Annotated in this window: 12 protein-coding genes; 6 read left to right on the plus strand and 6 right to left on the minus strand. The window is 58.7% G+C overall.

The window, feature by feature from the left end:
- Positions 1–293: 293 nt before the first annotated feature.
- The 4 genes from P0120_15860 to P0120_15875 are packed head-to-tail and all read left to right on the plus strand — an operon-like array spanning position 294 to position 6,895.
- Positions 294–2,000 (plus strand): proton-conducting transporter membrane subunit, encoded by a 1,707-nt coding sequence (locus P0120_15860; protein ID MDF0675787.1) that lies wholly within the window; start codon positions 294–296, stop codon positions 1,998–2,000.
- On the plus strand, positions 1,997–3,304 hold the full coding sequence (locus tag P0120_15865; GenBank protein MDF0675788.1) for a proton-conducting transporter membrane subunit: 1,308 nt from the start codon (positions 1,997–1,999) through the stop codon (positions 3,302–3,304). Before P0120_15860 ends, P0120_15865 begins: the two co-directional genes overlap by 4 nt.
- Positions 3,292–6,543 (plus strand): Na-translocating system protein MpsB, encoded by a 3,252-nt coding sequence (locus P0120_15870; protein ID MDF0675789.1) that lies wholly within the window; start codon positions 3,292–3,294, stop codon positions 6,541–6,543. Before P0120_15865 ends, P0120_15870 begins: the two co-directional genes overlap by 13 nt.
- 13 nt (positions 6,544–6,556) lie before the next feature.
- Positions 6,557–6,895 carry a P-II family nitrogen regulator gene (locus tag P0120_15875; GenBank protein MDF0675790.1) on the plus strand — a complete coding sequence of 113 codons (339 nt, stop codon included), beginning with the start codon at positions 6,557–6,559 and terminating at the stop codon, positions 6,893–6,895.
- A gap of 148 nt (positions 6,896–7,043) precedes the next feature.
- Here the strand turns inward: P0120_15875 and P0120_15880 are convergent, their stop codons facing one another.
- The 4 genes from P0120_15880 to P0120_15895 form a co-directional block, all read right to left on the minus strand.
- Complete coding sequence (locus tag P0120_15880) at positions 7,044–7,364, minus strand: hypothetical protein (GenBank protein MDF0675791.1); 321 nt, start codon at positions 7,362–7,364, stop codon at positions 7,044–7,046.
- Positions 7,365–7,891: 527 nt separating this feature from the next.
- Positions 7,892–9,514, minus strand: a complete 1,623-nt coding sequence (locus tag P0120_15885; protein MDF0675792.1) for an efflux transporter outer membrane subunit — start codon at positions 9,512–9,514, stop codon at positions 7,892–7,894.
- Complete coding sequence (locus P0120_15890) at positions 9,511–10,755, minus strand: efflux RND transporter periplasmic adaptor subunit (protein MDF0675793.1); 1,245 nt, start codon at positions 10,753–10,755, stop codon at positions 9,511–9,513. The genes P0120_15885 and P0120_15890 overlap by 4 nt, the downstream gene beginning before the upstream one ends.
- Position 10,756: 1 nt before the next feature.
- Positions 10,757–13,930 carry an efflux RND transporter permease subunit gene (locus P0120_15895; GenBank protein MDF0675794.1) on the minus strand — a complete coding sequence of 1,058 codons (3,174 nt, stop codon included), beginning with the start codon at positions 13,928–13,930 and terminating at the stop codon, positions 10,757–10,759.
- Between the two features lie 783 nt (positions 13,931–14,713).
- Here P0120_15895 and P0120_15900 point away from each other — a divergent pair.
- Together P0120_15900 and P0120_15905 are read left to right on the plus strand one after the other, a co-directional pair.
- Positions 14,714–16,393 (plus strand): ATP-binding protein, encoded by a 1,680-nt coding sequence (locus P0120_15900; protein MDF0675795.1) that lies wholly within the window; start codon positions 14,714–14,716, stop codon positions 16,391–16,393.
- Positions 16,390–17,793 (plus strand): sigma-54 dependent transcriptional regulator, encoded by a 1,404-nt coding sequence (locus tag P0120_15905; GenBank protein MDF0675796.1) that lies wholly within the window; start codon positions 16,390–16,392, stop codon positions 17,791–17,793. Before P0120_15900 ends, P0120_15905 begins: the two co-directional genes overlap by 4 nt.
- 14 nt (positions 17,794–17,807) lie before the next feature.
- Here P0120_15905 and P0120_15910 read toward each other — a convergent pair whose 3' ends face one another.
- The gene (locus tag P0120_15910) at positions 17,808–18,128 is read right to left on the minus strand and encodes a hypothetical protein (GenBank protein MDF0675797.1); all 321 of its coding nucleotides are present in this window, start codon (positions 18,126–18,128) and stop codon (positions 17,808–17,810) included.
- A gap of 527 nt (positions 18,129–18,655) precedes the next feature.
- The gene (locus P0120_15915; GenBank protein MDF0675798.1) at positions 18,656–20,242 is read right to left on the minus strand and encodes an efflux transporter outer membrane subunit; all 1,587 of its coding nucleotides are present in this window, start codon (positions 20,240–20,242) and stop codon (positions 18,656–18,658) included.
- Positions 20,243–20,256: the final 14 nt, after the last annotated feature.

The raw sequence follows: 20,256 nt of genomic DNA on the forward strand, positions 1-20,256 counted from the left end.
GAGAGGCGACGCGGACAACGGCGCATGAGGAGGGACCGGCGTTGAGTCTCTGCTTGACGAAGATAGAGAGCCCGTATTAATGGTTACCCTCTCGCCGTTGCGGGAGATATACCGATCGCCTGACCGACGAAACGAACTTTCTTTTTTGAAAGGGTCAGCAGACTGTTCAAAAAGGACGTCCGGCAAGGCCGCAGCAAGCGAATCGGCGAGGCGTACACTTCGGTACGTTGAGCCGTTGAGCACCGCGAGAACGACGCTGGCGGACTTTTTCAACAGTTTGCTGAGGAAATGACGTGCTCCTGCCGTTGGTACTAATCGTCCCGCTCCTCTTGCTCATCGCCGCCGGCGTCGTGATGACGGGTGGTGACACAACGCGTTCCATCCGCACGAAGGCTGCCGCCTATCTCGTCGGTCTGGCCTTCTTAGGCGCCATCGGCACGCTGACCCTCGTCTCATCGCAGGGACCCATCACCGTTCGGTTCTACGATCCTGCTTCCGTCGCATCCTTCATTATTCCCATCGGGTTCTATGTCGACCGGCTGAGCGCGGTCATGATGACGTTGATCACCGGCGTCAGCACCATCATTTACTGCTACTCGACCGGCTACATGTACCAGGATCGTCATGCGCGCCGGTATCTCACCTTGATTTGTCTGACCGATTTCGTGTTGATCTGCATGGTCTCGAGCGGGAACCTCATGATGCTGTTTCTCTTTTGGCAGCTCCTCAGCTACCTGCTCTACTTGCTCGCGCACAACCATGTCCATGTCGCGACGTTGGCGGGCGCGTTCAAGACGTTTACGCTGTTGCGTATTGCCGATACGGCGTTTCTTGCCGGCATTGTCCTCGCCTATCAACTCTACGGCACTCTCGAATTCCAAGAGCTGTTTGCAAGAGCGGCCGCCACACCCATGACCCTCTCGATTCTGCCTGAGGTGGAGATCAGCGCCACAACGGCGGTGACCTTGCTCTTTTTCATCGGCGCGATGGGCAAATCAGCGCAGTTTCCTCTGCATCTGTGGCTGCCGGGATCGCTCTTCGCTCCCACCCCGGTCCACGCATTGTTGCACGCCGGCATCATCAACGCGGGAGGCTTTCTTATCAACCGACTCGCCCCGCTCTTCGGAATGAGTTCAACTACGCTGCATATCGCCTTCGTCATCGGGACCCTGACGGCCGCCCTGGGCGCGACAATGATGCTGGCGCAAAACGACATCAAGAAGACGCTCGGCTTCTCGACGATCGGCCAAATGGGTTACATGATCATGGAATGCGGCTTGGGAGCCTTTTCGCTGGCCGTGTTCCACTTGATTGCCCACGGATTATTCAAGGCAACCGTCTTCTTGAACTGCGGCAACGTGATCCATAAGGCGCGACAGGAGCCACATTTCCCCCATATGGACCATGAGGGCGAGGAGGTGGGATTCTCTCGCCTAACCTGGTCGACCGGCTTTGTGACGACACTCTTTATTCCGCTGCTTATTCTATTGGTCACGCACGGAGTCCTGCACATTCCATTGTTGGAATCCCAGGGAACCGTCATTATCCTGTTTTTCATCTGGATCACTTCATCGCAAGCCATCTTGACGCTCACACGACTTCGCGCTGTGGCCTCATGGAAGGTCTCATCCGCCATGTTGCTGACGCTCCTCTTCATCGTGTTCGTCTATCTGTTTGCCGTCGGGTCGTTCACTTCATTTCTCTACCCGAATCCGGAAGAGGTCGCGTCGTACTTCAAGGCCGCCGATCTCCCGGATTGGCTCTTCGACCTCATTGTCGTGATGGCCGCGCTCATGACGATCTTGGGCTGGACCTACCTGTACATGCGTGCCCACGGCCGGACGGTCTGGATGCCGGCCTGGATCGACGACATAAGAGCTCACCTCTATACGGTGTTCCTGAATCGTGTGTATGCCGATGAACTCTATCAGCTGGTCGGTTCGATGACCGCGCAGCTGATTCATCGGATCGATAAGCTGGAACGCGGGTGGTCTCGATGACGGATCTGCTCATACCATGGCTGTTGGTCGGAGTTCCGTTTGCTGGTGCGCTCGTGTGTCTGACCTGTTGGTCCGACCCCTACCGGGTGAAGAGGTCCACGATCGTCTGGTCCGTCATCAGCCTTGCGTCGATCGCCGGAGTTGCGGAACGGCTTCCGACTCCACCCGATGGTCTCTTACCGCTCTATTTGCTGCCGCTCGCAGCCGTGGTGTCCGCATTAGGCCAGCCGGTTCACGAAACCCATCGGCTCTCCTGGATCATGACCTTGGTCTTTCTCGGTTTGGGAATGGGCCTGCTCACCGCCGGGAATTCGGTCGGTCTGTTGTGCCTGATCTTGGTCATGCTGACCATCATGCTCCTCCTCTACCGTCACCACACCACGCTTTGGCCCATCTCCTGGTGGGGCATCGGCTGCTTCGGTATCGGAATCGGTGGCGCGGTTTTTTCTCTCGTGGCAGAACCGCCGATGTCATCGGTGGCGTCCTTAGCGACCTGTGCCGTTCTGTTGCCGCTCATGCCGTTTCATGATGGATACCTCACGGCGCTGACCAGATTGCCTGGTAGTTTGCCGTCATTTATTGTGTTGCTGTTGCCGGTGCTAGGCCTTCACCGATTGGCGACAGTCATGCCGACGATGCCGAATGAATTCGTTGCGGTCGTCAGTCTGATGGCCCTGATGAGCGCCCTGTACGGTGCGATCAAAGCCTTGGCCCAGTCGCGTGTCCGTCTCTTGGTCGGCTATGGCAGCGTCTCGTTTTTTTCGATCCTCTGGTGGTTTGTGGCTGGAGCCCACAGGGCGACCGCGCGCGGGGCCGTGCTGGCCGGAGCAGTCGGTCTCGCGACTAGCGGATTGTTGGTGGCCTGGCAAGTGATCCGCACGAGATACGGCGACGATGTGGACCCGCAGGCCATCAGGGGCCTGGCCGCTGCGATGCCGAAATATGCGGTCTTGTTATCTCTGTTGGGCCTTGCGGCCATGGGAATTCCTCCCTTCGGGGTCTTTGCGGGGTTCATGGGGTTGCTGCTGACCGCTCCGCCCTTTTCAACGATCGGCCTGTTCATCGCGCTCGCGGCCTGGCTTGCCGCCTCGTGGTATATCATGCAGATGATGCAACAGTTGCTCTTCGGCGCCCGCCGATCGGATCTACGCTATGCGGATCTCCGTCATCCCGAATTTACGTCCCTGTTGATCGTGGTGCTGGCCTTGCTGGCGCTCGGCCTGGCCCCGACCAGCTTGTATGCGCCGGATCAGACTCCGAATCAGACCGCCGCCATGGAGCAACCTCTCTCATGGAACCGCTAGAGACCGTTCCTGACATTGAATCCAGGCGAATGGAATTGCGCGGCGTCGTCCGCCTTGCGGGGGAAGTCATCGCGCAGTACTGGCCGATGCGGACCTTCGTCCACCACAATCCATTGCACAGCATCGAATATTTGCCGTTCGAAGAAGCCGTCAAGCGAGGGAAGCAGTTTATGAGCGGCAACGGCTATCTTCCCAGCCTTCTATATCGTGAGTACCTCAAGACTGGTCGAATCCGCGCGACTCATCTCGATGACGCGCTCAAGACGCGAGTCATCGATAAGCCTGTGACCATCGGATCGCACCACGTCACGCACGGCTCGGTTTTGCGCGCCTGTCTGGCCGAAGGACTTTGTGCTCCGGTCATGGAACCGCTTGACGATCAACTGGAGGATCCCGACAGGCCGATGATCGATGCCCTCGTCCGTAAGCTCGAGCTCGTCATCCTTCCGTTCTCACTGGATGATCGAGTCCGCAAGGTCGTGGATGAGAATCGAGCCGCGCTTTGCCGATGGCTCACGCTTTCGCATTGGTGCGACGACACGCTCGGCACACAAATCGTCCAACAGATCAATGAACAAATGATCAAGTGGTGCGGCGCCTTCCTGGACGAAGGTCATGCCACATGGGCCATGCCGGGGCGTGAAAAGGGTCTGTATGAAGCCTGGAAGGCCATGGCCTCCCACGAATGGTCTCCCTGTGGAATCAAGGATAGTCGCAGGAAGATCGCTCGGCTACCGGACCATCCCGAAGACGCGCTCCTCGAAAGCCTGGATGCACTGGGGATTCCCTCTGATCTATTACAAGATTACTTATCGTTACAATTGACCGCGCTGCCAGGCTGGGCCGGCTTTATTAAATGGCGTGGTGAAGAACGTGATTATCCATGGCAACAAGCATACCCGGTGGGTCTGGTGAAATTTCTGGCGATTCGCCTCTGGTACGCGTGTGAACTGGTCTCCCAGGCTTGCCAGGACCATCTTGGTATCGACGGGCGATACGAGGCCGTCATGGCCTATATGCGCGATTATCCAGAAGAATATTATCTCCGACGGCAGCGCGTGGCCGGCCGGTTGCCCGCTCTCTACGCCGAGGAAGTCGACCGGCTCTCGCATCGAAAGGGGCAAAGCTGGAACAATGTCCTCACGAGATACCGTGCCGAAGTCATTCCCCGCCTGCAAACGGCCGTTCGTCGCGCGGCTGCGCGCCGGCTTCTTGCCCTGGCCCGGTCATTGAACATTGATGCAACCGCTCTCGTCGGAAGCGTCCCCGCGGACCTCAAGCAAGTCGTCGACTGGATGGAAGCGTTCCCTGAATCGGACCATGGACCGGTGTGGCTCAAGGCCCTGGAAGCCAGCTACCAGGAACAGCTGTTAGGACTATTGCGCGCGCGTACCGAGAAGACCGTTCCCGCTGAGACGGTGCGCCCGTCCTCGCAGTCGGTCTACTGCATCGATGTGCGTTCCGAACCGTTCCGTCGCCATCTCGAATCGATCGGCCCACACGAGACCTATGGTTTCGCCGGCTTCTTTGCCGCCTTCATCCGCTATCGGGCTTGGGGAAAGGAGCATGATACAGAACAATTCCCGGTGATCATGCGGGCGAAAAACGAGGTGCGCGAGATTCCGCGCAGCTATCTCGATCATAAAGTATCGCTGCACGCGGCGCGGGCCAAGTGGGTGCATGCGGGTCATACGCTCTTGCACGACCTGAAAGAAAATGTCGTGACCCCCTATGTCATGGTGGAATCGCTGGGCTGGTTTTACGGCCTGCCGATTTTCGGCAAGACATTGGTCCCGGCGCTCTACCAGCGCTGGACCGCCTGGTTGCGACGCCTGTTCGTTCCCTCTCTGCCCACCACGTTGACGATAGACAAGCTGGCGCCCGGTGAAACTGCGGAAATGCTCGAAGCGGAACAACAAGCCGTGATCAGGGAGGCCTTGCGCGAGCAACTGGGGCTCCGCAGCTTCCGTATCACGCCCGCCCTCGTCGAAGGCTTGCGCCAGCGCGCGCTGACCGTGGAAGGGGACCCGGAACCGCCGATCGCTGCCGAAGAAATCAAGCAGGCCGGGCTCACCCCGGAGACGATCAACGCGTTTGTCGAAACCCTGCGGCGGCAATACGATCTGACGGCGCGATCGGCGTCGCGACACAGGGAGCGGCTCACCAGGACCGGTTTCACCTTGGAAGAGCAGATCCTGACCGTCGACACTGCGCTCCGTATGATGGGACTGACCAAGAACTTCGCGCGGCTCGTCCTCTTCTGCGCCCACGGGAGCACGTCGGACAACAATCCCTATGAATCCGCCCTCGATTGCGGGGCCTGCGGCGGCAATGAGGGCAAGCCCAACGCTCGTGCCCTCGCGATGATGGCGAACAATCTCAAGGTCCGCGAGCGAATCGCCAAACATGGGATTAACATCCCATCCGACACGCATTTTCTCGCCGGCCAGATGGATACGACGACCGATACCATACAGCTTTTCGACCTCGAAGACGCTCCGTCTACCCATCGCGCGGACATTGCCCGCCTCCAAGAAGACCTCAAAGAAGCCTCCGCGCTCACCAGTCAAGAGCGCTGTGCGCGCTTTCCCGACATCCAACAAGGTGTCACGGAGACGGAAGCCGAGGCGCATGTCCGTAGGCGGAGCGTGGACTGGAGCCAAGTCAGACCGGAGTGGGGCCTGTCAAACAATACGTCGTTCCTGATCGGGCGGCGCGAACTGACGAAAGGCCTAGACCTGAGGGGCCGTGTCTTCCTGCAATCGTACGATTATCGAGAAGATCCGAGCGCCCGACTGCTTGAAGTGTTGCTCACGGCCCCTCAGGTCGTGGCACAGTGGATCAACATGGAACATTATTTCTCCGCCGTCGATAACGAAGTGTACGGCAGCGGGAGCAAGATCTACCATAATGTGGTCGGCCGGCTCGGCATCATGTCCGGACCATGGAGCGATCTTCGGCTTGGATTGGCCAGACAGACCGTCATGAGCGGCGAAGGCGCCTACCACGAGCCGATGCGGCTGCTGACGATCATTGAAGCGCCTCGCCCACGCATTGAGAAATTGATTGCAAGACATGAAATTTTGCAGCACTTTTATCACAACGAGTGGGTCCATTTAGTTGCGCTCGACCCCGAGGACCGGGTTTGGTATCGCTACCGTTCCGATGGGACGTGGCACCCGATCGTGATAGCCTTAGAAGCGGCGTCGGTTCAAGAAGGGATCGAAACCAGGCCGTGAAAGGAGCGTATTGATGGGATTAACCTTGCATCAGATGAAGGAAATCCGCGTGATTGTCGCGGGAGAACACCGAGCGTTCGTCACCGATCTGTTGGATCGAGTGAAAGCGAGCGGCTACACGATTATCGGCAACGTGTCCGGAAAGGGTCACCACGGGGTGCGGGAGGCGCACTTCATGTCGAGCGAACAGGAGAGCCTCGAAATCATCTTGACCGTCGTGCCCGAAGACAAAGTCGAACCGATTCTCGCGGGGCTTCGTCCCCTCTTCGATCGGCATGCCGGCCTTATGCTCGTCGCCGACGTGGCCGTGGGCAGGCAAGAATACTTCGGAAAGAAAGGCACTAAACCCTGATGGCAAAGCCTCTGTTTGAGAAGAGCCGGCCGATTCCTCTATCAACCGGCAAACCGCGATTCAGGCTCAGTCCATTGATCCAACGGTCCGGAGGGTTAGAGATTGCATGACTGTTAGCGAGAAAGGGGACAGCTGCTCATCCATGACGCTACACATGCTCTTCGCAAGGGAACGAGAAGACCTTGAGCGGGATCGGGGTGTCATGGGACGAGGCTTTGCGGGTGGCATGCAGGGTTTGCAGCGCCGTGACCGCCTGGTCGGCATGGTCGGAGGGGAGGACCGCAAAAATGATCGTATTGGTGTCGGGATTGAGGAAGGTCCCATACACGCGCCCCGAGACCCCCTTCCCCATGACGTTGCTCAGGACCGTGTAGGCCTTGACCCCGTTTCGCTCCAGGAGCTCCTCTAAGTCCCCTAACATCGAGTCCCGGGCCACAATGATGAGGGTTTTCATCTGCATACCAGCCATCTATTCTCACTCCTCTCGTCCAGAGAACCACCTCAGGAGGCCGACCGCCTCCAGAGCGACTCCCTAATCTCAGGGACGGTTCACGGCTCAGTTCCTGGACCAACGGCTCGCCATGCGTGCTCGAGGCCCCGCCATCATAACGGATTAGGGGCCCCGGTCGTGGGCATTCCGCTGGTCAGCCGCGTCGTTCGGGAGATAGTTGCCGGAGGGAGGGGGGGCCCGAACTGATGCTCGCCGCTGAGCCCGCCCGCCTTCTTCGACATCGGCTGCTCAGATCGAGCACCGGAGACCCGCTCCTCCCTGGATGGCTGGGCGTCGGACCAACTCTCGGCCCCGGACATCCAGAAGTCGTCGCTCGTGGGCTCGGCCTAGCCAGCCTCGCCTTCCTGATTCATCGAGCGCATTCGGCTGGCATGCTCACCCCGTTGTGAGCCGTCCTCCCCATCGCCCACGCACCCGGTCCCCTGGGGGCCAGCCCATCGATGCCGCTCCTATTCTACGTCCGTAGAGGCCGCAGAGGCAAACCCTCATTGCCGCACCGAGGGCTTGGTCAGATCGTTGTACAAATGGTTATTGTCGGCGTGCCCAGCGATCCCGCTGGCGGGAGGCGCTTTGTCTAGGTTGACATATTGGAACGTCCCAAACGGTTGAATCTGATCGTCCGAGGGCAATTGCTGACGGTTCCACCCTCCGCCCAGGGCGCGGATGAGGGCGACGGAGGAGCGCAGCAGTTCGGCCTTGATTTGCACTGCGTCGATGCGCGCCAGCAGCGTCTGGAGCTCGGCGTAAATGACTTCCAGGCTGGACGCCAGGCCGCCCTGGTACAGTTCTATGGTGAGATTCTGCGTTTTGAAGTACGCGCCCACGGCGGCGTCTTGCCGATCGGCCGCGAGGGTCAGGCGGTTCGTCAGGGTCAAATTGCTCTCGACCTCGCGAAACGCGTTGAGCACGGTCGATCGGTACAGGTCCTCCATTTCGCGATAGGCCGCCCACGCCTGGTTCAATTGGGCGCGGCGATAGCCCCCTTGGAACACCGGGAGCGACACGGCTGCGCCATAGGCCCAGAAACTATTGGCTAGCTTGACCAGATTGAAGCCGTCTTCAAAGCCGCCATCCGCACGAAACGCGAGGTTGGGAAAAAACGCGGCTCGGGCGATCCCGACGGTGCGGCTGGCCTGGGCCATCCGGCGCTCACTGCCCGCGATATCGGGCCGGCGCTCCAGCAAGGTGGCGGGCAGGACACGCGGCACCGTAAAGTTGGCGACCCGCAGTTCATTGACCGGGTCAATCGTAAAACTGGTCGGCGTCACATTGAGGAGGATGGCGATCGCCTGTTCCGTCACTTGGCGTTGGGCTTGCACCTGCGCAAGTTTCGTCTGGGTACTGTAGTACAGCGATTCTACCCGGGCGACATCGAGGGCGGACGCGATCGCGCCGGCAAACTGGGAGTTGACGAGGTCGAGCGTGCTTTTGTAGAGGTCGATCGATTGCACGTAGATGGCCGTCTGGGCGTCGAAGCCCCGGAGGAGGAAATAGTCGGCCCCTACCTCCGCTTGGAGGCTCAGGCGGGCGAGGCCCCAGTCGGCGGCCCGTTCTTGGGCTCGGTAGGTCTCCACCTGGGCGGTATTGCGGAGCGCCGACCATAAATCGTACTCCCAGGAGGCCAGGCCGCCCAGTTCCATCGTGGCTTGTTGCAGCGGACTCTCAGGGGCCCGAAAGAGTCGCTCAAACGACTGGCGTTGGTGGGACCCGCCGAATTCGATCCCGATCTGCGGCAGGTATTGCGCCCGGGCCTTCATCATGACATTGCGGGCCTGCACGAACCGCTCGGCGGCGGCCTGGAGGTCCGGATTGGCCTCCATGGCCTGTTCGACGAGCTTGTCCAGCACCGGATCGTTATACGCTTTCCACCAATCCGGGCGCAGTTCCGCATCCGACGGATTGGCCTCCACGAAGGGACTGGAGCCATGCCACGACGCCGGTACGACGTATTCCGGCGGCTCATAGGTCGGCGCCAGATTGGCGCGCGGTAACCAATCACTGCACGCCGGAAAGGTGAGCGCCACCAACACCATGAGACCGGCGTGCCAACCTGCGGCGTGATTGGTACGCGACACCTGCGCACTCGATTGTAAAGGTTCGCCCGTCATTTGGACGCAACCTCCTTGTCCGCAACCTTCTTGTCCACAACCTCCTTGACCGATGAAGGTTTTTGTGGATGCTCATCTGTCAGCTCATATCCCGGTGCTGGCGTGACCAGGACAACCTTGTCGCCTTCGAGCAACGCGGCACTGGGGTTGTTGATGATGCGGTCGCTTTCGGTAATCCCTTCTGTGATCTCCATGACATTGTCGAGGACTCTGCTCATGGTGATTGGTTTGAAATGCACGCGATCATCCTCGGTCACCAGTGCTATTTGCGCGCCATGCTCCTGGAACACCAACGCAGTTGTGGGAATGGTGAGAACGTTCTTTTCGACCGGTGCTGTGAGACGAACAGTGGCGTAGGAGCCGGGCCAGAGCGCCCTGTCCTCGTTGTCAATCTCGAAGACCGTAATGGCCGTACGCGTACTGACGTCGAATCCGCGAGCGACGGTCAGAAACTTGCCGGTGAAATGGCGATTGGGTAGTTGCGGCACGGTGATGTCGGCCGTCAAACCCGGCTGGAGAAAGGGCCCGAATGTCTCCGGCACGCTGACGAAGAGGCGTAGTTTGTTGACGTCGGCCACGGTAAAGAGGTCCCTGATTGCGCTAGAGCCGCCTTCTCCAGGCGTAGCTTCCTTATTGACATAGTTGCCGACGTTGATGTTGCGCGCGGTCACCACACCGTCAAAGGGCGCCACGATCGTCTTGAACCGGATCAGTGCCTCGAAGTTCCTGACGTTCTGCTCCGAAGCTCTGACTCTCGCCGCCTGGGCTTTTGCCTCTTGAACCTGCACCGAGATCGACTGCTCGGAGACCGCCTGATTTGGTCGCAACGCCACATAGCGATTCGCGGTCAGTTCAGCCAGTACATACTTAGCTCGCTCGGTTTCCAAATCCGCTTTGGCTTGGGCATATTGGGCGTCGAGCGCCGGCGCGTTGATTTCCGCGAGCGCGTCGCCTTTCTTAACTATTGCCCCGTAGTCCTTGTGCCACATCTTCACATAGCCGGAGACCTGCGCGTAGATCTGTGCCTCATACCAAGCCTGAATATTGCCGGGGAGTGTGATCGTCTCGCTTGGCGGCAGCATCTTTGGAGTGATCACGGACACCTTCTGAATCGAATGGTCAAGAGTGGTCTCGCGCAAAACTGCAGCATTGGTCTCGGCGGAATAGTAACGATAACTGAAATACATGGCGCACAGCACAATTCCCAGAGTTGCAAGGGCTTTAGCACGCATAATGTTCATATTAGACAAGCTCCTTTTGGCTAACGGTTCGCCGATTGTAGATCATTGCGTACATGCAAGGCACAAAAAACAGGGTAAACAGGGTGGCGACTAGTAACCCGCCCATGACAGCGCGGCCCAGTGGCGCATTCTGAGAATTCGCCGTCGCCATTGGGAGCATGCCGATGATCATGGCTGCGGCGGTCATGAGCACCGGGCGGATACGGGCTGTTCCGGCCTCCACCGCGGCCCGCAATGCATCGCCATGGGCGGCGAGCCGTTCGCGGGCATAGGACACAAGCAGGATGGAATTGGCTGTCGCCGTGCCCATCGTCATAATCGCGCCCATGAACGCCGGGACGGAAATATTCGTATGGGTCATGAACAAGGACAACGCGATGCCCGCCAGCGCGCCGGGCAAGGCGGTGATGATGATGAAGGGATCGAGCCAAGATTGGAAATTGACGACGATCAGAAGATAGACGAGCACAACCGCTGCAATGAGGCCGAAGAGCATTTCACGAAGCGCGGCGCGCATCACTTCAGCTTGGCCTTTTATTTCGATGATTGAGCCTCGAGGCAGCTCTGATTTCATATCGTCAATGACCCGCTCGACCTCCACCAAGACGGAGTTGAGGTCGCGTCCCTCAGCCGCCACATAGACGTCGATAAGCGGCATGATATTGCCGTGTGTGACCGCACCAGGCGTGCCGATTGCTGAAATATTCGCCAAATTGCCGAGGAGCTGCACGTTTTTCTCCCCTTCCGAGGACTCGTGTTCCCGACTAACTGGAACGGTCATAAGGTCTTTGACGCTCGTGAGCTGCGACTGTGGCGTATAGACGTTGATCCGGTAGGACATGCCGGATTGGCGGTCCAGCCAATACTTCTGGTCCACCTGCTGACTGCCGGCGGTCGTCACAAGCATGTTGTTGCCGAAGTCCGTCTGGTCCAGGTTCATACCGAGCGCGAACTGACGGTTGGATTCTGCGAGGAGGGTCGGCATGCCCATCGGCTGCTGGACTACTACGTCGCTTGAGCCGGGGATCTGTCGAAATTTACCAGCCAATTTGCGGGCGAACTCATGGTTGGCATAGAGATCCGGGCCGTTGATCTGCACATCGATCGCCGCGAGTGAGCCGAAATTGAGAATCTTTGCGGTCAGGTCGGCCGGCTGGAACGTAAATTCGCTTCCTGGATAGCGTTCCGATAGACCTTTACGAAGAATGTCGCGAAACTCCCACACCGGTGCCTTCTCATTCGTCAGTGAGATCGTCAAATCGCAATCCTGGGTACCGACCGTCGGTGTCGGAATGAACGCCAGGTTATGCGCCCCGACCGGTATGCCGCAATTGCTCACGATGTCTTGAACCTGTCCAGGTAACAGGCGTTCGACGTCCTTTGCGACCAAAGACGTGATACGCGCGGCAGCTTCGATGCGCGTGCCGAGCGGCGCCCGCATGTGCATCTGTAATATGTTTGACCGGATCTCGGGAAAGAACTCGCGCCCATTGAAGTAAAAGAGGACGAGGCAGCCTGCCGCTACGACAGACGAGACGACGACAAAACGGCCACGATGAGCAACGGCCCGTTCAAGCTGCCCGGTATAGCGTTGACGGAACCGTTCAAAACCGTCCTGGAACCCCTGCTGAAAGCGGGTGAAGATGTTCCGCGACTGTTCCGCGTGGGATTGTCCACCATGCCCATGCGCGTTGTGAGCCTTCAGGATGTATTTCGCCATGGTGGGCACCAGGGTGTACGTCAAGATGAAGGAGGCGATCATCGCGAAGATGACCGCTTGCGCCATCGGCGGAAATACCCAGCCGGAGATCCCGCTCAGATGGAACATTGGGACCCAGACGATTGTGATGGCCAACGTGGCGACGAAGGTTGGAAGGATGATCTGACCGGCGGCGTCGAGGATCGCGGTCTCCACCGGTTTACCCTCAGCGAGATGGGTATCGATATTCTCGATCATGACCGCGGCATTGTCGACGAGAATGCCGACTGCCAAGGCCAATCCTCCCAGAGTCATGATATTGATCGACTGTTCGAGCGCATGCAGGGCGATGATCGAGACAAGGATGGACAGCGGGATCGACGCCAAGACGATGACCGTCGGTCGCCAGGAACCGAGCAATACCAGCACGATCAAGCCGACCAACCCGGCGGCAATGATCATTTCGTGCAACACGTCTGCGATTGCCTGCTTCACGAAACCCGAAGCGTCGATGAGGAGCTTCACCTTCACGCCTTGAGGCACGACATCCTGGATGCGTGGGAGGATCTCCTTGATCCCGTCCACCACTTCCAGGGTCGACGCCTCGCTGCTCTTCATGACGACGAGGATGACGGCCTGCTGCCCCTCCACTATGACGGCATTGGTTTGCACCCGTCCGGCGAGACGCGTCACGCTGACGTCGCGCAGATGGATCCATGCGTTCCCCTCCTTCTTGATCGGGATGTCGTCGAAGTCTTCGATCTTCAGCGGTTGCGCGTTGGTCAGAACAATCCAGTCGGTCGACTTGATCTTGATATCACCTCCGGGCAACACAAGATTCTGTCTGTCGAGGGCTTGGTGGATCTCCGCCGGAGTAAGATGACGAGCGAGCAATTTCTGTTGATCGAGATTGATCATCACCTGCATGTCCTGGCCTCCATAGGGATGCGGCAGGATCGCGCCCGGTATCGTGACCAAGAGGGGCCGAATGCGCATGATGCTGAGGTTATAGAGTTCCGCCGGTGTGTGTGAGTCTGAGGTGACTTGTAATGTGGCCACAGGGACTTGGGACGGGAACAGGCGCATGACCATGGGGGCATTGATATCCGGAGGCAGCGCTTTGACGGTGGTTTGCGCAATAGCCGCGATATCGGCTTCACTCCCGCCCAGGTCGACTCCGTCCTGAAGATAGATATTAATAATGGCATTGCCGAATAACGAGTTGCTCCATATGTATTTGATGCCTTCGACCGTCTGCGTCAGGAAGCGCTCGAAGACATATGTGATGCGTCCCTCGACATCCTGCGGCATCAGGTTGTCGTAGATCCAGACGACGGAGCTGACTGGAATTTGAATGACCGGGAAAACGTCGGTCGGCATCTCGGACACTGCCAATGCTCCGAACACCACGATAACGATGGCCAGCACAACGAAGGTGTATGGTCTGCGCAAGGCGATGTGGACAAGCTGTTTCATATGAGGGGGCTCTCCATAATATCGAAGTTGTTTTTTGTCAGAAGTGTGAGTCCGCTTTGCGGTCTCCGAACTCACACTGTCCCACCCTGATTTCCCTGTCTTTAACCCTAGAGAACCTATTCCGAGATAAAAGCATCGTTGAGAAGAAATTCATAAACCATGGTTCATGACCGAACTACTTAGCAAGGTGTCTGCCTGGCATGCCATGACACAAAATCGTGACAATTCGTTACAGACGGATCGTGTCACAATTGCACACTGTGCCAAAGGTATCCGGTCAACAGAATATGAAGCTCAACGAATGGACGACTTACTCAATATCTTAGCGGTTGTGTTGGCATTTTCTCGAAATCGATGTTCGCCTTATGTCTTTGAACTACGATCAGAAACAGAAACGATGATCAGCCCATCTATACTTGGTTTTTGGCCTCCACTGACGCAGAGAGAAGCATCGGTACTCGTGAACGGTTAGTCGAAATATGTGCGGGTTAGAAAAGTGTGGTACGTGCGCGATCGCTCGTTTATCGTAATGTAAACGTAATTTAGAGGTGATGAACGATACGTTGACCGTGAAGTTATCGTTTAATCAGTCAATGACAAACGATACTGTGTCAGGATCATGTTTTGCAGTATGTGTCATTGTGACATTGGCTGACTGTGGGGGAATACCGAGGTCAAAGTCGTAGGTTTCACTATTTTTCATATGGCAGAGTCACTTCCTAGCTATACAACCGAAATAATGTCCCGCTACTTCAGCTAAGAAAGTGCCTGGAGATACCCCGGATGTCATCGAACCTATTGCGTATGTATAAGTATAGGGAGGAACCGTTTGACGAAGGCGAGATGTTCAAAAAGTGGTTCAAGTTCGACGGCATCATGGCCTGGTTCATCGTCACCGGAGCCATGCTTGTCGGACTGTCGATCGGCCTCATGACACTCCTTGAAAGGGACATCGTCAATCGGGCAGGAGCGGAAAATCGCCACGTCGCGTTTCTCCGCATTTCCGAGTTTGTGGGCAATATGATCGGCAGGACAGGAGGAATCGAGGATGTGGCAGTTCTCCAAGAACTGATCCAGGATGTGCGCGAGATCCGCCCTCGAATCCTGCGTCTCTCTGTGTTTGAAATCACGCCCTCGTCCAGTTTCCTCATTGTGAGCACCGATCCGAAAGTACCACCTCAAACGTTAGACCCACAGGAGCGAGCTGAGATTGAAGCGGGACGCCCGATCATGCAACTCGATGAATCATCGGCAGAGCGGGCTTGGCGCATTACGGCTCCGATTGCGATCGACGGCAAAGTCGTCGGCGCGTTGCGCGGGCTGTTTTCGGTGCAAGAGTATGATGATCTCATCAAGCAGGAAATTGAGTTGGCCAAAGCGATCGGCATCGGCGTCGTCCTCGTCGCATCGTTGACCTTTTTGCTGTTGATCCATGTCAAGATCCATCGGCCGGTTCACCGGCTCTTGCATGCCATGCGGAACGTGGAGGCTGGAGATCTATCCAGCCATGCAGCGACCACAGGCCCGGTTGAAATTCGAGAGGTGACGGGTCAGTTCAATCGCATGCTTGATCGCGTGCGGGAAGCCGGATTAGAAAAGGATCGTCTCCTGGATGAGATTCAACATTTCAACCAGACGCTGCAGAAGCGGGTCGCAGAGGCCACTGAGGAACTGCAGCGAGCCAACAGTGACCTGGTCGAGGCGAGGCTCGCGGTGGAAGAAAGTCAGCGTTTGGCCGCTCTGGGAGAGTTGTCCGCCACAATGGCCCATGAATTGGGCAACCCATTAAACGCGCTCTCCGGCCATTTGCAAATGCTCACCCATGGCGGCGAATCCTCGAACCGGCAGCGACATCTTGGCGTCATTCGATCCGAGGTCGATCGCATGGTCGCAATCATCAGGCAGGTGTTGGATCAGACCCGTGTGCGTCTCCGGTCGGCTCCCATCAGCCTCAACTGCACCATCCAAGAAGTGTTGTCCCTGCTTTCACCAGATCTGCAAAAGCAGCACGTGACCCTGAAGACGGACTTACAAGCCGATCTCCCGCCGGTTGCCGGTGACCCCCGTGCCTTGCATGGATTGCTGTTCAACTTGGCCGTTAACGCCGTCCAGGCGATGCCGTCCGGTGGGAAATTGACGATCCGGACGCACACTGTCTGCGGGACGGAGCTTCCAGGAACCGTTATAGTGAGTGAAGGTGCGGTCGTCAACGGCAGGGCGGTTCGCTTGACCATCGCCGACACGGGCAATGGGATTCCTCCTGAACACTTATCACGAATATTCGAGCCGTTTTTCACGACGCGACACGAGCAAGGCGGAACAGGACTTGGGTTGGCGATCTGCCAGCGCGTGGTGACGGACAGCGGCGGCAGCCTCGCCGTGAAGAGTGCGGTGGGACAGGGTACGGAGTTCACGGTGGATCTGCCCATGTGGACGGAGCGGGAGATCTGGAGACGCCAATGAGTGGCTTGCCTGCAATCCTGGTCGTGGATGACGACCAACAGAATCGGGAGATGCTGGCCGAAGCCTTGAGCCAAGTCGGCTTCGAGGTGGATATCGCCTGTGATGGTGCAGAAGCCCTGAGCAAGGCCAATGAGGTGATATATGATGCCGTCTTGAGCGACATCCGCATGGCCCCCTTGTCCGGGTTGGATCTGTTGAATTCGTTTCGCAAGACCATGCCGGAGATGCCGATTGTCCTGTTAACCGCGTTCGGTTCCGTCGACACGGCGATCCAAGCCATGAAGCTGGGGGCCTACAATTACATCACCAAACCGGTGAATCTCGAAGAGCTCGTGCTCACCATGACGCGCGCCGTCGAGTACCGGCGCCTGATCGAGGACAATCGTACGCTTCCACGTGCGTTCAGTGAACGGCCGCGGACCGCCTCGTTGATCGGGCAAAGCAAGAAACTGGTCGAGGTGTTCAAACTCGTCGGACGAGTCTCTCGCAGCCGGACCGCCGTGTTGATTCAGGGGGAGAGCGGCACCGGCAAGGAACTCATCGCCCGCGCCATCCACGACAACAGCCCCCGGGCCACGCACCGGTTCGTCGCCGTGAACTGCAGTGCGATTCCCGACTCCTTGCTCGAAAGCGAACTCTTCGGTCACATCAAGGGGTCGTTTACCGGGGCCCATATCTTACGGCGGGGCTTGCTGGAGGAGGCGAGCGGCGGCACCTTCTTCTTGGACGAAGTCGGCGATCTCTCGTCGGCCGGCCAGGCCAAACTGCTGCGCGTCCTCCAAGAAGGAGAAGTCCGACGGATCGGGAGCAACGAGTCGGTCCGAGTGGATGTGCGGATCATCGCCGCGTCGCGCCGGAATCTTGCCGACTTGATCGAGGCCGGTCGGTTTCGGGAGGATCTGCTCTATCGGCTGAATACGGTGAACATTTTCATCCCGCCGCTCCGGGAGCGGCCCGAAGACATTCCCTTACTGGCTGAGTTCTTTCTGGCACGCTACGGAGATGAAAAAGAAGTGCCGGTCACGTCCTTTTCCCCCGCCGCGATGCGGGCGCTGACGGGCTATGCATGGCCGGGCAATGTGCGTGAGTTAGAGCACGTCGTGGAACGAGCGGTGGCGCTGGCCTCACATGCAATCCTCTCCATCGACGACCTGCCGCCCGAAGTCCTGCAGACTAACGGCAGTCATGCGGACCGCATCGAGATCTTACCCGGCACGCTCAAGGCGCTGCAGCGAGATCAGGTGCTTAAGATGCTGGAGTCCGCCCAGGGCAACAAGGAGCGGACGGCGCGTTTGCTCGGCATCAGCAGGCGAACGCTGTATCGGCTCCTCGACCGATACGGACTCGGCAAAACTCGGCTTCCGACCGAGGCCGATGTCCCGGATCCCACCGGCTCCTGATCCTGACGGGTGCGCTACACATGCTCTTCGCAAGGGAACGAGAAGACCTTGAGCGGGATCGGGGTGTCATGGGACGAGGCTTTGCGGGTGGCATGCAGGGTTTGCAGCGCCGTGACCGCCTGGTCGGCATGGTCGGAGGGGAGGACCGCAAAAATGATCGTATTGGTGTCGGGATTGAGGAAGGTCCCATACACGCGCCCCGAGACCCCCTTCCCCATGACGTTGCTCAGGACCGTGTAGGCCTTGACCCCGTTTCGCTCCAGGAGCTCCTCTAAGTCCCCTAACATCGAGTCCCGGGCCACAATGATGAGGGTTTTCATCTGCATACCAGCCATCTATTCTCACTCCTCTCGTCCAGAGAACCACCTCAGGAGGCCGACCGCCTCCAGAGCGACTCCCTAATCTCAGGGACGGTTCACGGCTCAGTTCCTGGACCAACGGCTCGCCATGCGTGCTCGAGGCCCCGCCATCATAACGGATTAGGGGCCCCGGTCGTGGGCATTCCGCTGGTCAGCCGCGTCGTTCGGGAGATAGTTGCCGGAGGGAGGGGGGGCCCGAACTGATGCTCGCCGCTGAGCCCGCCCGCCTTCTTCGACATCGGCTGCTCAGATCGAGCACCGGAGACCCGCTCCTCCCTGGATGGCTGGGCGTCGGACCAACTCTCGGCCCCGGACATCCAGAAGTCGTCGCTCGTGGGCTCGGCCTAGCCAGCCTCGCCTTCCTGATTCATCGAGCGCATTCGGCTGGCATGCTCACCCCGTTGTGAGCCGTCCTCCCCATCGCCCACGCACCCGGTCCCCTGGGGGCCAGCCCATCGATGCCGCTCCTATTCTACGTCCGTAGAGGCCGCAGAGGCAAACCCTCATTGCCGCACCGAGGGCTTGGTCAGATCGTTGTACAAATGGTTATTGTCGGCGTGCCCAGCGATCCCGCTGGCGGGAGGCGCTTTGTCTAGGTTGACATATTGGAACGTCCCAAACGGTTGAATCTGATCGTCCGAGGGCAATTGCTGACGGTTCCACCCTCCGCCCAGGGCGCGGATGAGGGCGACGGAGGAGCGCAGCAGTTCGGCCTTGATTTGCACTGCGTCGATGCGCGCCAGCAGCGTCTGGAGCTCGGCGTAAATGACTTCCAGGCTGGACGCCAGGCCGCCCTGGTACAGTTCTATGGTGAGATTCTGCGTTTTGAAGTACGCGCCCACGGCGGCGTCTTGCCGATCGGCCGCGAGGGTCAGGCGGTTCGTCAGGGTCAAATTGCTCTCGACCTCGCGAAACGCGTTGAGCACGGTCGATCGGTACAGGTCCTCCATTTCGCGATAGGCCGCCCACGCCTGGTTCAATTGGGCGCGGCGATAGCCCCCTTGGAACACCGGGAGCGACACGGCTGCGCCATAGGCCCAGAAACTATTGGCTAGCTTGACCAGATTGAAGCCGTCTTCAAAGCCGCCATCCGCACGAAACGCGAGGTTGGGAAAAAACGCGGCTCGGGCGATCCCGACGGTGCGGCTGGCCTGGGCCATCCGGCGCTCACTGCCCGCGATATCGGGCCGGCGCTCCAGCAAGGTGGCGGGCAGGACACGCGGCACCGTAAAGTTGGCGACCCGCAGTTCATTGACCGGGTCAATCGTAAAACTGGTCGGCGTCACATTGAGGAGGATGGCGATCGCCTGTTCCGTCACTTGGCGTTGGGCTTGCACCTGCGCAAGTTTCGTCTGGGTACTGTAGTACAGCGATTCTACCCGGGCGACATCGAGGGCGGACGCGATCGCGCCGGCAAACTGGGAGTTGACGAGGTCGAGCGTGCTTTTGTAGAGGTCGATCGATTGCACGTAGATGGCCGTCTGGGCGTCGAAGCCCCGGAGGAGGAAATAGTCGGCCCCTACCTCCGCTTGGAGGCTCAGGCGGGCGAGGCCCCAGTCGGCGGCCCGTTCTTGGGCTCGGTAGGTCTCCACCTGGGCGGTATTGCGGAGCGCCGACCATAAATCGTACTCCCAGGAGGCCAGGCCGCCCAGTTCCATCGTGGCTTGTTGCAGCGGACTCTCAGGGGCCCGAAAGAGTCGCTCAAACGACTGGCGTTGGTGGGACCCGCCGAATTCGATCCCGATCTGCGGCAGGTATTGCGCCCGGGCCTTCATCATGACATTGCGGGCCTGCACGAACCGCTCGGCGGCGGCCTGGAGGTCCGGATTGGCCTCCATGGCCTGTTCGACGAGCTTGTCCAGCACCGGATCGTTATACGCTTTCCACCAATCCGGGCGCAGTTCCGCATCCGACGGATTGGCCTCCACGAAGGGACTGGAGCCATGCCACGACGCCGGTACGACGTATTCCGGCGGCTCATAGGTCGGCGCCAGATTGGCGCGCGGTAACCAATCACTGCACGCCGGAAAGGTGAGCGCCACCAGCACCAAGCTGCAGCGCCATGCCGAGTTGAGCCAGGGGGTGGACATTGCTGGTGTCGTTC

Source organism: Nitrospira sp. (assembly GCA_029194675.1).
Classification (GTDB): domain Bacteria; phylum Nitrospirota; class Nitrospiria; order Nitrospirales; family Nitrospiraceae; genus Nitrospira_D.